At 75.1% G+C, this 12,728-nt stretch carries 11 protein-coding genes and 1 pseudogene; 5 read left to right on the forward strand and 7 right to left on the reverse strand.

The features are described 5' to 3' along the window. Positions 1 to 30 precede the first annotated feature (30 nt). The 3 genes from ACWEV0_RS20105 to ACWEV0_RS20115 form a co-directional block, all read right to left on the reverse strand. Positions 31 to 699 (reverse strand): response regulator, encoded by a 669-nt coding sequence (locus tag ACWEV0_RS20105; RefSeq protein WP_453150692.1) that lies wholly within the window; start codon positions 697 to 699, stop codon positions 31 to 33. A 26-nt stretch (positions 700 to 725) separates the two neighbouring features. Next, positions 726 to 1,991: a sensor histidine kinase gene (locus tag ACWEV0_RS20110; protein WP_453150675.1), complete on the reverse strand. Its 1,266-nt coding sequence runs from the start codon at positions 1,989 to 1,991 to the stop codon at positions 726 to 728. A 186-nt stretch (positions 1,992 to 2,177) separates the two neighbouring features. Next, complete coding sequence (locus ACWEV0_RS20115; protein WP_453150676.1) at positions 2,178 to 2,882, reverse strand: TetR/AcrR family transcriptional regulator; 705 nt, start codon at positions 2,880 to 2,882, stop codon at positions 2,178 to 2,180. Between the two features lie 149 nt (positions 2,883 to 3,031). On the opposite strand from ACWEV0_RS20115, the gene ACWEV0_RS20120 reads away from it, so the two are divergent. Then, positions 3,032 to 3,526 carry a nitroreductase family deazaflavin-dependent oxidoreductase gene (locus ACWEV0_RS20120; RefSeq protein ID WP_453150677.1) on the forward strand — a complete coding sequence of 165 codons (495 nt, stop codon included), beginning with the start codon at positions 3,032 to 3,034 and terminating at the stop codon, positions 3,524 to 3,526. A gap of 91 nt (positions 3,527 to 3,617) precedes the next feature. Here the strand turns inward: ACWEV0_RS20120 and ACWEV0_RS20125 are convergent, their stop codons facing one another. Continuing rightward, positions 3,618 to 5,033, reverse strand: a complete 1,416-nt coding sequence (locus tag ACWEV0_RS20125; protein WP_453150678.1) for a geranylgeranyl reductase family protein — start codon at positions 5,031 to 5,033, stop codon at positions 3,618 to 3,620. A 128-nt stretch (positions 5,034 to 5,161) separates the two neighbouring features. Here ACWEV0_RS20125 and ACWEV0_RS20130 point away from each other — a divergent pair, with 128 nt between their 5' ends. The 3 genes from ACWEV0_RS20130 to ACWEV0_RS20140 all read left to right on the forward strand — a co-directional run bounded on the left by ACWEV0_RS20130 (position 5,162) and on the right by ACWEV0_RS20140 (position 8,024). Then, positions 5,162 to 6,529 carry a M20/M25/M40 family metallo-hydrolase gene (locus tag ACWEV0_RS20130; RefSeq protein WP_451605465.1) on the forward strand — a complete coding sequence of 456 codons (1,368 nt, stop codon included), beginning with the start codon at positions 5,162 to 5,164 and terminating at the stop codon, positions 6,527 to 6,529. 106 nt (positions 6,530 to 6,635) lie between these two features. Continuing rightward, positions 6,636 to 7,343: an MBL fold metallo-hydrolase gene (locus tag ACWEV0_RS20135; protein ID WP_453150680.1), complete on the forward strand. Its 708-nt coding sequence runs from the start codon at positions 6,636 to 6,638 to the stop codon at positions 7,341 to 7,343. 42 nt (positions 7,344 to 7,385) lie between these two features. Then, on the forward strand, positions 7,386 to 8,024 hold the full coding sequence (locus ACWEV0_RS20140; protein WP_453150681.1) for a hypothetical protein: 639 nt from the start codon (positions 7,386 to 7,388) through the stop codon (positions 8,022 to 8,024). A 34-nt stretch (positions 8,025 to 8,058) separates the two neighbouring features. Here the strand turns inward: ACWEV0_RS20140 and ACWEV0_RS20145 are convergent, their stop codons facing one another. Together ACWEV0_RS20145 and ACWEV0_RS20150 are read right to left on the reverse strand one after the other, a co-directional pair. Further along, positions 8,059 to 9,150, reverse strand: a complete 1,092-nt coding sequence (locus tag ACWEV0_RS20145) for an NUDIX hydrolase (RefSeq protein WP_453150682.1) — start codon at positions 9,148 to 9,150, stop codon at positions 8,059 to 8,061. Between the two features lie 324 nt (positions 9,151 to 9,474). Then, the gene (locus ACWEV0_RS20150; protein ID WP_453150684.1) at positions 9,475 to 10,419 is read right to left on the reverse strand and encodes an ROK family protein; all 945 of its coding nucleotides are present in this window, start codon (positions 10,417 to 10,419) and stop codon (positions 9,475 to 9,477) included. Between the two features lie 236 nt (positions 10,420 to 10,655). Between ACWEV0_RS20150 and ACWEV0_RS20155 the strand changes: the two genes are divergently transcribed. After that, positions 10,656 to 11,693 (forward strand): LacI family DNA-binding transcriptional regulator, encoded by a 1,038-nt coding sequence (locus tag ACWEV0_RS20155; protein WP_453150686.1) that lies wholly within the window; start codon positions 10,656 to 10,658, stop codon positions 11,691 to 11,693. Positions 11,694 to 11,872: 179 nt separating this feature from the next. Here ACWEV0_RS20155 and ACWEV0_RS20160 read toward each other — a convergent pair. After that, a pseudogene (locus ACWEV0_RS20160) lies at positions 11,873 to 12,728 on the reverse strand (hypothetical protein); the annotation flags it as partial.

Here is a 12,728-nt window from a genome sequence, read left to right on the forward strand (position 1 = left end):
AGTCACGGAGGTCGCGGAGGTTCGGGCCCGTCAGCCGAGCCAGCCGGGGCGGACCAGGCCCGACTCGTAGGCGAGCACGACGAGTTGGGCCCGGTCGCGGGCGCCGAGCTTGACCATCGTGCGGCTCACATGGGTCTTCGCGGTGAGCGGGCTGACGACGAGCCGGCGGGCGATCTCCTCGTTGGACAGGCCGAGGCCGACGAGGGCCATCACCTCCCGCTCCCGGTCGGTGAGTTGGGCGAGCGGTGCGGCGACTCCACCGGCCGGCGGCCGGGAGCGGGCCGCGAACTCCTCGATGAGCCGACGGGTCACGCCGGGCGAGAGCAGCGCGTCGCCGGCCACCACCGCCCGTACGGCGCGCAGGAGTTCGTCGGGTTCGGTGTCCTTGACGAGGAAACCCGAGGCACCGGAGCGGATGGCCTCGAAGACGTACTCGTCGAGTTCGAAGGTGGTCAGCATGACCACCTTCACCGCGCCAAGCTCCGGGTCGGCGGTGATCAGGCGGGTGGCGGCGAGGCCGTCCCGGCGTGGCATGCGGATGTCCATCAGGACGACGTCCGGGCGCAGTTCGCGCACCCGCGCCACCGCCTCCTCGCCGTCGGCGGCCTCGCCCGCCACCTCGATGTCCGGCTGGGCGTCGAGGAGCGCGCGGAAACCTGCCCGTACGAGCGACTGGTCGTCGGCCAGCAGGACGCTGATCGCGGGGCTCGTGGGGCTCGCAGAGCTCACGGGGACTCCTCGGGGCGGACCGGAAGGCTTGCGTGCACCCGGAAGCCGCCGTCGGGCCGGGTGCCCGCCTCGATCGTGCCACCGAGGGCCGCGGCCCGCTCCCGCATGCCGGCGAGTCCGTTGCCGCTGCCGCCGGCGTCGTCGCCGGTGGCCGGGCCCTCGTCGTCGATCCGCAGGTCGAGCGCGTCCGGTCCGTAGCCGAGGACGACCCGCGCGGTGCGCGAACCGGAGTGGCGCACCACGTTCGTCAGCGCCTCCTGGACGATCCGGAAGGCGGCGAGTTCCGTTCCGGGCGGGAGCCGGCGGCGCCGGCCCTCGGTTCCGGTCGTCACGGTGAGGCCGGCGGCCGCGGCCTGCTCGACGAGTTCGGGGAGCCGGTCGAGGCCGGGCGCGGGGGCGCGGGGCGCGTCGCCGGGCGCGCGGAGGGTTTCGAGCACCTGCCGCACCTCGCCGAGCGCCTCCTTGCTGGCCGCCTTGATGGTGGTGAGGGCGGTACGGGCCTGGCCCGGGTCCGAGTCGAGGAGGGCGAGGCCGACGCCGGCCTGCACGTTGATGACGGAGAGGGAGTGGGCGAGGACGTCGTGCAGCTCGCGTGCGATCCGCAGCCGTTCCTCGTCCGCCCGGCGCCGCTCGGCGGCGGCCCGCTCGGCGCGCTCCTTCGCCCACTGCTCACGGCGGACGCGGACGAGTTCGGCGGCGGCGAGGATCGCCACGACGAAGGCGGCGGCCGGGAGTTCCTGACCCCAGGGGGCGGGGCCGTCACCGTCGGGCGGCAGGTAGCGGTACAGCCAGTGGGCCAGGAGCAGGTGCCCCGCCCACAGTCCGCCGAGCGCCCACCAGGCGGCATGCCGGTGCCCGTGCACGACTGCGGCGAAGCAGGCGACCGCGACGACGGCGAAGACCGGGCCGTACGGGTATCCCGCGGCCAGGTACGCCAACGTCACCGCCGACACGCCGAACACCACCGGGACGGGGTGGCGGTGGCGCAGCAGCAGCGCGGCCGCGTCGAGCACGAGCAGCGCCCGGCCGAGCGCGTCGAGCGCGATCCGGTCGGGCTGGTTGCGGGCGGCGAACCCGGAGCCGACGAGCACGAAGACGGCCACCACGACCGTCGACGGCCACGGCAGCCCGCCGCGCCGCCCGTAGCCGCGCCGCTCCCAGCGCCCCCCGCGCCGGCGTCCGGGCCTCCGGCGCCACGGCCCGTACTCGCCCGGCGGCCCGTGGCGGCCGGGTGCCGGGGTGCGGGTCGGCTGTTCGTCCATGCGGCCACGCTAGACCGGGGCGGGGCGCGATGGCGTCAGCCGGGCGGGGTGGTCACCCGTACTCCACGGGGAGTACGGGGGTTGGGTATGGGGGCGGGAGTACGGGGGTGGGTGTACGACTCCGAGGGCGCGGGTCCGGAGAGGTGACCGGCCGGGGGGCCGGCGTCCGCGACGGCGCCCCGGCCCTCACGGCTTGGGCAGCAGCCCGGCCTCGCGGCCGAGGCGTTCCGCGGCCGTCGCGAAGAACATGTCGCGGTCCTCGATGACGTTGTTGAACTGGCCGAACAGTTCGAAGGAGATCAGCCCGAACAGCTCGGCCCAGGCGCAGACGAGAGCGATGGCGAGGGCCGGGGGGAGGTCGGGGGCGAGGTCGGCGGCGAGGCGTTCGGCCTCGGGGCGGAGGCCGGCCGGGAGCGGGGGCGGGGCGATGCCCTTGTCGTTGTAGGCGGCGCGGGCGATGGAGACGAGGACGAGGCCGCCGCGGGCGGCGTGGTCGACGGTGTCCTGGGGGGCGGTGTAGCCGGGCACCGGGGAGCCGTAGATCAGGGCGTATTCGTGCGGGTTCTCGACGGCCCAGGCCCGGATCGCGCGGCAGACGGCGGTCCAGCGGTCGAGGTGGGCGCGCGGGTCGGCGGCCTCGGCGGCGGCGTGGGCCCGCTCGGCGGCGGCGCCGACGGCGTCGTAGGCATCGATGATCAGCGCGGTGAGGAGGTCGTCGCGGCTGGGGAAGTAGCGGTAGAGCGCGGAGGACACCATGCCCAGCTCGCGGGCGACGGCGCGCAGGGAGAGCTTGGCGGCGCCTTCGGCGGCGAGCTGGCGGCGGGCCTCGTCCTTGATGGCGGCGGTGATCTCGATCCGGGCGCGGGCGCGGGCTCCTTGAACGGTGGTCATGGAGAGCAGTCTGCCATGTTTCGGAGCACCGCACTGAAACGAGAGCACCGCTCTTGCTTGTGAGCACCGATCCGTGCACACTGTTCTCAAGCGAGAGCGGTGCTCACACTTCGGAGCGACGCTCACCCTTTGCCGCCAGGAGGCACCCGATGTCCGCTCAGCCCGCGCAGCCCTCTCAGCCCTCCGCCCACGTCATCAAGCCCGGCTGGTTCACGGTCAACGTCTTCAACCGCACCGTCGCCTGGCTGACCCGCCGCGGCGTCAGCGTCTGGGGCTCCCGGGTCCTCGCCGTGCGCGGCCGCAAGAGCGGCGAATGGCGCCGCACCCCCGTCAACCTGCTGACCGTGGACGGCGCCCAGTACCTCGTGGCCCCGCGCGGCCACGTCCAGTGGACCCACAACATGCGGGCCGCGGGCGGCGGCGAGCTGCACCTCGGCAAGCACGCGCAGCCGTTCACCGCCGTGGAGATCGCGGACGACGACAAGCCGGTGATCCTCCGCGCGTACCTCAAGCGCTGGAAGGCGGAGGTCGGGGTGTTCTTCCAGGGCGTCGGGCCCGACTCCACGGACGAGCAGCTGCGCGCCATCGCACCCCGGCACCCCGTCTTCCGCATCACCACGACGGCCGCCGCCCCGAACGCGTGAGAGGGCGGTACGGACCCGGTCCGCACCGCCCTCTCACCCGGGACCGGGCCGCTCAGGCCCGCCCCGTACTGCTCAACCCACCCCGTACCGATCAGGGAGTGTCGACGTCCCCGGCCTCGACGTCCCCCGCCTCGTCGGCCTCGTCCTTGCGCGGTGTGACGCCCCGGCCCGCCGGACCGACACCCGCCGAGGTGTCGATGCGGCGGTCGAGCATGTCGAGCGCGCGGTGCGCGAAGCCGTTGCCGCGCACCAGGCCGGCCAGCGTCGTCGAACCGCGCGTGATGTCCGAGAACGCCCCCCAGGCCGGCCGCAGCCCCGTGATCACCGCGTGCAGCAGCCCCGGACGGCGCTCGAACACCGCGAGCATCCGGCGCCCGACGGCCATCTCCACGCCGAGCCCGGCCTTGATGGCGAAGGCGTAGTTGAGCGCCTGCCGCCGCGTGTCCACGGCGTCGGCCGCCTCGGCGATCCGGACGGCCCACTCGCCCGCGAGCCGGCCCGAGCGCAGCGCGAACGAGATGCCCTCGCGGGTCCACGGTTCGAGCAGACCGGCCGCGTCGCCGCAGACCAGGACGCGGCCGCGGGAGAGCGGCGAGTCGTCGGTGCGGCAGCGGGTCAGATGGCCGGAGGAGATCGCCGGCTCGAAGCCCGCGAGGCCGAGCCGGGCGATGAAGTCCTCCATATAGCGCTTGGTGGCGGCGCCCTCGCCGCGCGCCGAGATGACGCCGACCGTGAGCGTGTCGCCCTTGGGGAAGACCCACCCGTAACTGCCCGGCAGCGGGCCCCAGTCGATGAGGACGCGGCCCTTCCAGTCCTCGGCCACCGACGCGGGCACCGGGATCTCGGCCTCCAGGCCGAGGTCGACCTGGCCGAGCTTGACGCCGACGTGAGCGCCTATCCGGCTGGCACTGCCGTCGGCGCCGACGACGGCGCGGGCGAGGACGGTCTCGCCGTCGGCGAGGACGACGGCGACCGTACGGCGGTCGGGCACGGCCGGGCCGTGCTGCTCGACCCGGCTGACGGTGACTCCGGTGCGCAGCTCGGCGCCCGCCTTCTGGGCGTGCTCGACGAGCTGGGCGTCGAACTCGGGCCGGTTGATGAGCCCGAAGAGCATGCGCCGGGAGCGGCGGGTGCGGGCGAAGCGGCCGTTGTGCTGGAAGGTGACGGCGTGCACGCGGTCCTGCAGGGGCAGCTCGAAACCGGGCGGGAGCGCGTCACGGGACGGGCCGATGATGCCGCCGCCGCAGGTCTTGTAGCGGGGCAGCTCGGCCTTCTCCAGGAGCAGCACCCGGCGTCCGGCGACCGCCGCCGCGTAGGCCGCGGAGGCGCCGGCCGGTCCGGCGCCGACCACCACCACGTCCCAGACCTGCTGCCCCTCGGCCGGGCCGTCCGGGCCGTTCGCCCCGGCTTCGGCCACGCCGTCCTCCGCCGCTCCGGCGTCTGCGTTCTCGCTGCTCACGATGTGCTTCTGCTCCTGATCCGACCGGTGGTTCTGCTGTGATCGCATCCTACGGCTCGGTAGCTCCGGCGCGGGGCCCGGCCGTGTCGCCCTGCGCCGTAGGATCGGCCATGCGTTCGCCGTACATCCGACACGGCGTCGTCCTGACAACGTCGCACCCACCAGGAGCGTGCCCCATGACCTCGAATCCGATCGCCGAGACCGTCGCGTCCCTGATGCCCCGCGCCAAGGCGGAGCTGACGGAGCTGGTGGCCTTCCACTCGGTGGCGGACGAGGCCGTCGCGCCGCGCAGCGAGTGCGAGGCCGCCGCGAACTGGGTGGCGGACGCGCTGCGCGCGGAGGACTTCCAGGACGTGGCGCTGCTCGACACCCCGGACGGTTCGCAGTCGGTGTACGGCGTGCTGCCCGGGCCGGCCGGTGCGCCGACCGTCCTTCTCTACGCGCACTACGACGTGCAGCCGATGCTGGTCGAGGCGGCGTGGGTGACCCCGCCGTTCCAGCTGACCGAGCGGGAGGACGGCCGCTGGTACGGGCGCGGTGCGGCCGACTGCAAGGGCGGCTTCATCATGCACCTGCTCGCGCTGCGCGCCCTGAAGGCGAACGGCGGGGTGCCGGTCACGGTCAAGATGATCGTGGAGGGCTCGGAGGAGCAGGGCACGGGCGGTCTGGAGCGGTACGCGGAGGCGCACCCCGAGCTGCTCACGGCGGACGCGATCGTGATCGGCGACGCCGGCAACTTCCGGGTCGGCCTGCCGACGGTGACGGCGACGCTGCGCGGCATGACGATGATCCGGGTGACGGTCGACACGCTGCAGGGCAACCTGCACTCGGGTCAGTTCGGCGGCGCCGCGCCGGACGCGCTGGCCGCGCTGATCCGGGTGCTGGACTCGCTGCGGGCCGAGGACGGTTCGACCGTCATCGACGGGCTGCCGGCGGACGCGGTGTGGGAGGGCCTGCAGTACCCGGAGGCCGACTTCCGCAAGGACGCGAAGGTGCTCGACGGGGTCGACCTGCCGGGCAACGGCACGGTCGCCGACCGCATCTGGGCGCGCCCGGCCGTGACGGTCATCGGCATCGACGCGCACCCGGTGGCGGGCGCGACGCCGTCGATCCCGGCCACGGCCCGCGCGCAGATCAGCCTGCGGGTGCCGCCCGGCCAGGACGCGGCGAAGGCGACGGAGCTGCTGTACGCGCACATCGAGAAGCACACGCCGTGGAACGCCCGGGTGAGCTTCGAGCAGGTGGGCCAGGGCCAGGCGTTCCAGGCGGACACCTCCAGCCCGGCGTACACCTCGATGGCCGAGGCGATGCGGATCGCGTACCCGGGCGAGGAGATGCAGACGGCCGGCATGGGCGGCTCGATCCCGCTCTGCAACACGCTGGCCGCGCTCTACCCGGAGTCGGAGATCCTGCTGATCGGCCTGAGCGAGCCGGAGGCCCAGATCCACGCGGTGAACGAGTCGGTGTCGCCGCAGGAGCTGGAGCGGCTGTCGGTCGCGGAGGCGCACTTCCTGGTCAACTACGCGCGCTCGAAGCAGGGTTGATCCGCCCGGGCGGAACCGGCACGGCGCTCGCGGTCACGCTCTGGGCGGAACTCGCCCAGAGCGTAGGCCGGTCCGGCGGGCGGGTCCGGCCACGTACGTTCGCGGCATGGACTTCGTAGAGATCACTCCCCGTCTGCACATGCTGCGCTTCTCCATCGGACAGGCGTACCTGTGGCGGGACGAGACCGAGCTGACCCTGGTCGACGCGGGCTGGGCCGGTTCGGCGCAGGCGGTGGAGGCGGCGCTGCGCGGCGCGGGCCTCGATCCCGCCCTGATCCGCCGGATCGTGCTCACGCACTGCCACCGCGACCACGTGGGCGCGGCGCAGGAGCTCGCGGACCGCTTCGGCGCGGAGATCGTGGCGCACCCGCTGGACGCCCCGGTCATCCGTGGCGAACTCCCCGTCCCCGAGCCGGACTTGCCGGACTGGGAACGGCCCATTTTCGAGCACGGTCTCACCACGCCCGAGGCCCCGCCGACCCGGGTCGACCGGGAGGTCACCGACGGCGAGGAGCTGGGCTTCGGCGACGGCGCGGTGGTGGTGCACACACCGGGGCACACGCCCGGCTCGATCGCGGTCCATCTGCCGCGCCACGGCGTGCTGTTCGCCGGCGACACCGTGGCCTCGGTCCCGGACGTCATGTTCGGCGTCTTCCATGTGAACCGCGCCGAGGCGCTGGCCTCCATGCGCCGGCTCGCGGAACTGCGCCCGTCCGTACTGTGCTGCGGTCACGGCGAGCCGGTGACGGAGGACACGGCGGAGCGGTTGGCGAAGGCGGCGGCCCAGGGCGACCCGGGAACCGCCGGGGTGTGATCTTCGTCGTCCTCTCCCGACGGACGCAGCGACGGGGGGCTCATGCCGGCGAACGAGGCCACGGACGGCGACACGGACGGCACCGCGGACGGCGACACCCACAGCGACACGGTCAGCGGCACGGTCGGACCGCGGGAGCAGGACCGGGCGCGACGGCTGCGCCGGGCCGGGCTCGGCGGTGGAGCCATCGGCGGACTCCTCGCCGGGGTGTACATGCTGGTGGAAGGGTTCAGTACGGGCTTCGCCTGGTGGGTCGCGGCGCCGTCCGCGGTCCTCGGCGTCGTCGCGGGCACGGTGGCGGGGGCGAGGACAGGCCGGGAGGACCGGGCCCACAAGGACTCCCTGGAGCCGAACGAGACGGTGCTCAACGCCTATCCGGTGTGGCCGGCTCCGGCGCCCGCCTGGAGCGGCCGCCGCGGCGGCGAGCAGGCCGCGCCCCTGCAGCTGCGCACCACCACCCGGCACCTCCAGCTCTGGGAGGGCACGACGCTGGTGTGGGCGCACGGCTTGGGCGCGGTCCGGTGGGAGGCGGACGGGTCGGTGCTGCGCGTCCTGCACGGCGGGGCGGAGATCGCCCGGCTGGAGGGACCGGGGAGCAACCCTGAGCTGCCGCTGGACTTCTGCCAAGTGGCGGACCGGATCGCCGCCCGCTTCGGACGGCGCCCCGATTCGTCGCCCTGACCGGTGACCGGGGACCGGCGACCGGACGCGCGGGTCAGCCCACCGGCACCCCTGCCTCCAGGTTGAGCACCGTGCCGCGTTCGCGCGCCCTGAGGGCCCAGCGGAGGCGGTGGTAGCGGACGGGCGGGAGGAGGTCGGCGGCCTCCTGTTCGGTGACGAAGCGCCAGCCGCGGAGTTCGGCGCCGGGCAGGAGGAGGCGGGCCGCGTCGGTGGTGCGGAGGAGGCCGCCGTCGAAGAGGAGGCGGAGGCCGCCGTAGCCGGGGGGCTGGGGGCGTTCCCAGTCGACGAGGAGGAGGCGGGGTACGGCGTCGAGGTGGAGGCCGATCTCCTCGGCGACCTCGCGCATGCCGGCGCGGGCGGGCGCTTCGCCCGGTTCGACGACGCCGCCCGGGAACTCCCAGCCGGGCTTGTAGGTGGGATCGACGAGCAGGAAGCGGTCGTGCTCGTCGAAGAGGAGGACGCCGGCGGCCAGCGTCTCGCCGGTGGGCTCGGGCGTCTGGACGATGCCGCAGGGCGCGGCATGGCCGGCGGTGACGGCGTCGGCGACGGCGCGCGCGGTCTCGGCGGCGGTGCGGGCGGAGTTGTCGACGGCGTAGGCGTCGGCGGCGAGCCAGCCGGCGAGGGCGGTGCGGTACGGCTCGATGTGGTCGAGGCACCAGCGGCGCACCCGGGCGGCGGCGTCGGCCGCGGTCTCCGCCGAGCCGGGGCGGGGCACTGCGTCGGCGTCCGCCGGTGCCGTCGCGTCGTGGGCGGCGCGGCTGTCGATCCGATCACGCAGGATCGTTTCGTCGGAAGTGAGCACGACGTGCCGCACCTGGATGCGGCGGGCCGCGAGGCCGCCGAAGATCTCGTCCCGGTACTCCTGCCGCAGCAGCGTCATCGGGACGACCAGGACGCCGCCGACCTCGGCGAGCAGCGCGGCGGCGGTGTCCACGACCAGGCGGCGCCAGATCGGCAGGTCCTGGAAGTCGGTCACCTCCGCGAGACGTTTCTGCGGGAGCAGCAGGCGCAGGGCGCCGCCGGTGGACTCAGGGTCGTACAGCGTGCTGTTCGGGATCAGATCGACCAGCTCGCGCGCGGTGCTGGTCTTCCCCGCGCCGAACGCACCGTTGATCCAGACGATCACGATTCCCCCTCTGCGGTTGCCCCTGTGGGGTTGCCCCCTGTGGCTTGCCCGCACCACCCTGCCACGGAAACCCCCGGGGGCGGGCGGGGCGAAACGGCGCACGCGGGAGCGTCGCCGGAGGCGGTACGGAGCCGGCCGCGCGCCCCTTGGGCGCCCCGCGTCCGCGCCGTCCGCACCGTCGGCTCCCGCAGCTCGTACCGGGTGCTCCGCGCCGTCGACGCCTGCAAGCTCGTACCAGATGCTCCAGGCCGTCCGCGCCGTCGGCTCCCGCAGTTCCGTCCCGGATGCTCCAGGCCGTCGGCTCCCTCCGCGCCGGCGGCGCCGTCAGCTCCGTACCGGATCCCCTGCCGCGCGGCCGGCGGCGGCCGCGCCGAGCAGCCCGGCGTCGGTGCCGGTCAGCGCGGGGACGACGGTCAGGTCCCGTACGAAGGAGAGCGTGGCGTACGAGCGGAGGCTGCGGCGCAGCGGGGCGAAGAGGACCTCGCCGGCGCCCGCCACTCCCCCGCCGACGACCGCGATGTCGATCTCGACGAGGGAGGCGGTGGCGGCGATTCCGGCGGCGAGGGCCTGGGCCGCGCGTTCGAAGGAGGCGACGGCCACCGGGTCGCCCGCGCGGGCGGCGGCGGCCACCGCCGCGGCGGAGGTGTCGCCGTCGGGGCCGGGGCGCCAGCCGTGGTCCAGGGCGCGGCGGGCGATGTAGGGCCCGCTGGCGATGCGTTCGACGCAGCCGCGCCCGCCGCAGGCGCACGGGTCGCCGTCCAGGTCCACGCTGATGTGGCCGATGTGGCCGGCGTTGCCGGTGGGGCCGGGGTGGACGCGCCCGTCGAGGACGAGGCCGCCGCCGACGCCCGTGGAGACGACGAGGCACAGCGCGTTGTCGTGGCCGCGCGCGGCGCCCAGCCAGTGCTCGGCGGCGGTCATGGCGACGCCGTCGCCGACGAGCGTGACGGGCAGTCCGCCGGTGGCCCGTCGCACCCGCTCGACCAGCGGGAAGTCGCGCCAGCCGGGCACGTTGACCGGGCTGACGGTGCCGTTCGAGGCGTCGACCGGGCCCGCGCTGCCGATGCCGACGGCACCGGTGGAGGCCCACTCCGGGGCCGCGGCCAGGTCACCCAGCACGTCCGCCACCGCCCGCATCACCTTCTCGCCGTCCTCCTGCGCGGGCGTCGTCCGGCGGGCGCGGACGTGGATCCGGCCCTCGGCGTCGACCAGCGCTCCGGCGATCTTGGTGCCGCCGATGTCGAGAGCGACGACGAGGTCAGTGCGCATGGGGCTCCGGGTCTCCGTGGTGGTGATGGGTGCGGCCTACAGTCTTCCGCACCAGTCTTCCCCGCTCTGACAACGTTGTCCAGGGCCTATGCTCGACAGCGACGAGATCGACATCCGTTCTGCGGGCCGGTCCGGCACTGATCGACACCGGTCCGGCAGCCGTCCGGCACCGATCCGGCAGCACCACGACCCGCGCACCGACCCCGCCCCGACGCATGACGGAGGAACCGCACACCGTGGCCGACATCGCCCGCCACCACGAGCACCGTTACGGCAATCGGCCCACGATGAAGGACGTCGCCGCCCGGGCGGGCGTCGGGCTCAAGACCGTCTCCCGGGTCGTCAACGGCGAGCCGGGCGTCACCCCCGACACCGAGCGCCGGGTCCAGGAGGCCATCGAAGCGCTCGGCTTCCGCCGCAACGACAGCGCGCGGGTGCTCCGCAAGGGACGCACGGCGTCGGTGGGCCTCGTCCTGGAGGACCTGGCCGACCCCTTCTACGGTCCGCTCAGCCGCGCCGTCGAGGAGGTCGCCCGGGCGCACGGCGCGCTGCTCATCAACGGTTCCAGCGCGGAGGACCCGGACCGGGAGCAGGAGCTGGCGCTCGCGCTGTGCGCGCGGCGCGTCGACGGACTGATCGTCATCCCGGCGGGCACCGACCACCGTTACCTGGAGCCGGAGATCCGCGCGGGCGTCGCCACCGTCTTCGTGGACCGCCCGGCGGGCCGCATCGACGCGGACGTCGTCCTGTCCGACAGCTTCGGCGGCGCCCGGGCGGGCGTGGCGCACCTGATCGCCCACGGTCACCGCCGTATCGGCTTCATCGGCGACCGGCCCCGCATCCACACGGCGACCGAGCGGCTGCGCGGCTACCGCGCCGCCATGGCGGACGCCGGTCTCGACGTGGCCGAGGAGTGGGTGTCCCTCGGCCCGACGGACCCGGAGCGCGTGGCCGAGGCGGTCGAGGCGCTGCTGTCCGGCCCGGATCCCGTCACCGCGATCTTCGCCGGCAACAACCGGGTCACCGTCACCGTCGTACGGGTCCTCGCCGGGCGCGAACGCCCCGTCGCCTTCGTCGGCTTCGACGACATCGAGCTCGCCGACCTCCTCGGCATCACGGTGATCGCCCAGGACGCGGCGGCCCTCGGCCGCACGGCGGCGGAACGCCTCTTCCGGCGCCTCGACGGGGCGGCCGAGGCCCCGGAGACGGTGGTCCTGGAGACGCGGCTGATCGCCCGCGGGTCGGGCGAGATCACGCCGCCGCCCGAGGACTGACCCCGCCGAGGGACCGGTGACTCCGAACCGGTCCTCCGCGGAGACCGGCCCCTCCTGCCCGGCGTCCCGCTCGCGCGGGGCGTCGGCCGGGCGGCCGGCATGGCCGCGCTCCTGCTGGGCGCGGGAGCCGGAATCGCCCTGTCCGCGACGGCCGTTCACCTCGCACGGTGGCGGGCCGGCTAGCAGATGCGCAGCCCCTCGACCGGTCCTCCGGCCCCGCCGCCGCTCAGGTGCAGGACGCTGACGTACACGTTCGTGTTGCCGTCGTCGTCATCGGTCCTGGCCCACCAGCGGCTGGTGCGGCCGCCGTACGTCTCCGAGTGGTCCAGGTCCACCTGGCAGTAGAACAGCTGCGGTCCGGGCGCCACGGTGCCCATCTCGCCACCGTCGTAGCGGGTGCTCGTCGCCGTCGACACCACCTGGCAGGTCGACGAGGACCCGGAGGCGGTGCAGCCGCCGCTCGTCGCGGGCGGCGGGGGCGCGGCGGTGGTCGGGGCGCTGGTCGTGGCCTTGGCGCCGGGGGTACGGGCCGGGTCGCCGCCCGTCCGGGTGCTCGGCTCCGTACCGGAGGTGCCGGGGGTGCCGCCCTCGTCGGACGGCCGGCCCGAGGGTGTGCCGGCCGTGGCCGAACCGGCGTCGCCGGGGCGGCTGCTGTCGCCCGGGCCGGGGGTCTTCGTGGCGGTGGGCCCGGCGGTGCCCGCCGGGTCGTCGAGCACGCGCCCCGGCTCGTCGCTCGCCTTACCGTCGGGCCGCTGCCCGCCGTCGGCGACCTGGTCACCGGCCGTCCGGTCCATCAGCCCGTACGTGACGCCTCCACCGACCAGCACCACGCCGGCCGCCACGGCCGCCGCCACGAGGCCGCGCCGCTTGGGACGCGCGGCGCTCCGTGCGGCGGCGCGCCCGGCCTGCCTGCCCGGCGCCGCCGCGCGGCCCCCGTCGGCGCCCGCCGGCGCCAGGCCGAAGGCGTCGCCGGGTCGAACCGGCGCCGCCGGGGCGGCTGACGCGCGCGGTCCGTCGGGGCGGCCGGGCGCGGGG

This window comes from Streptomyces sp. NPDC003943 (genome assembly GCF_053605265.1).

What these genes read in the sequence shown, in the direction of transcription:
- ACWEV0_RS20110 (WP_453150675.1), bottom strand. Translation starts at nt 1,991, where the DNA reads ATGGACGAACAGCCGACCCGCACCCCGGCACCCGGCCGCCACGGGCCG.
- ACWEV0_RS20115 (WP_453150676.1), bottom strand. Translation starts at nt 2,882, where the DNA reads ATGACCACCGTTCAAGGAGCCCGCGCCCGCGCCCGGATCGAGATCACC.
- ACWEV0_RS20120 (WP_453150677.1), top strand. Translation starts at nt 3,032, where the DNA reads ATGTCCGCTCAGCCCGCGCAGCCCTCTCAGCCCTCCGCCCACGTCATC.
- ACWEV0_RS20125 (WP_453150678.1), bottom strand. Translation starts at nt 5,033, where the DNA reads ATGCGATCACAGCAGAACCACCGGTCGGATCAGGAGCAGAAGCACATC.
- ACWEV0_RS20130 (WP_451605465.1), top strand. Translation starts at nt 5,162, where the DNA reads ATGACCTCGAATCCGATCGCCGAGACCGTCGCGTCCCTGATGCCCCGC.
- ACWEV0_RS20135 (WP_453150680.1), top strand. Translation starts at nt 6,636, where the DNA reads ATGGACTTCGTAGAGATCACTCCCCGTCTGCACATGCTGCGCTTCTCC.
- ACWEV0_RS20140 (WP_453150681.1), top strand. Translation starts at nt 7,386, where the DNA reads ATGCCGGCGAACGAGGCCACGGACGGCGACACGGACGGCACCGCGGAC.
- ACWEV0_RS20150 (WP_453150684.1), bottom strand. Translation starts at nt 10,419, where the DNA reads ATGCGCACTGACCTCGTCGTCGCTCTCGACATCGGCGGCACCAAGATC.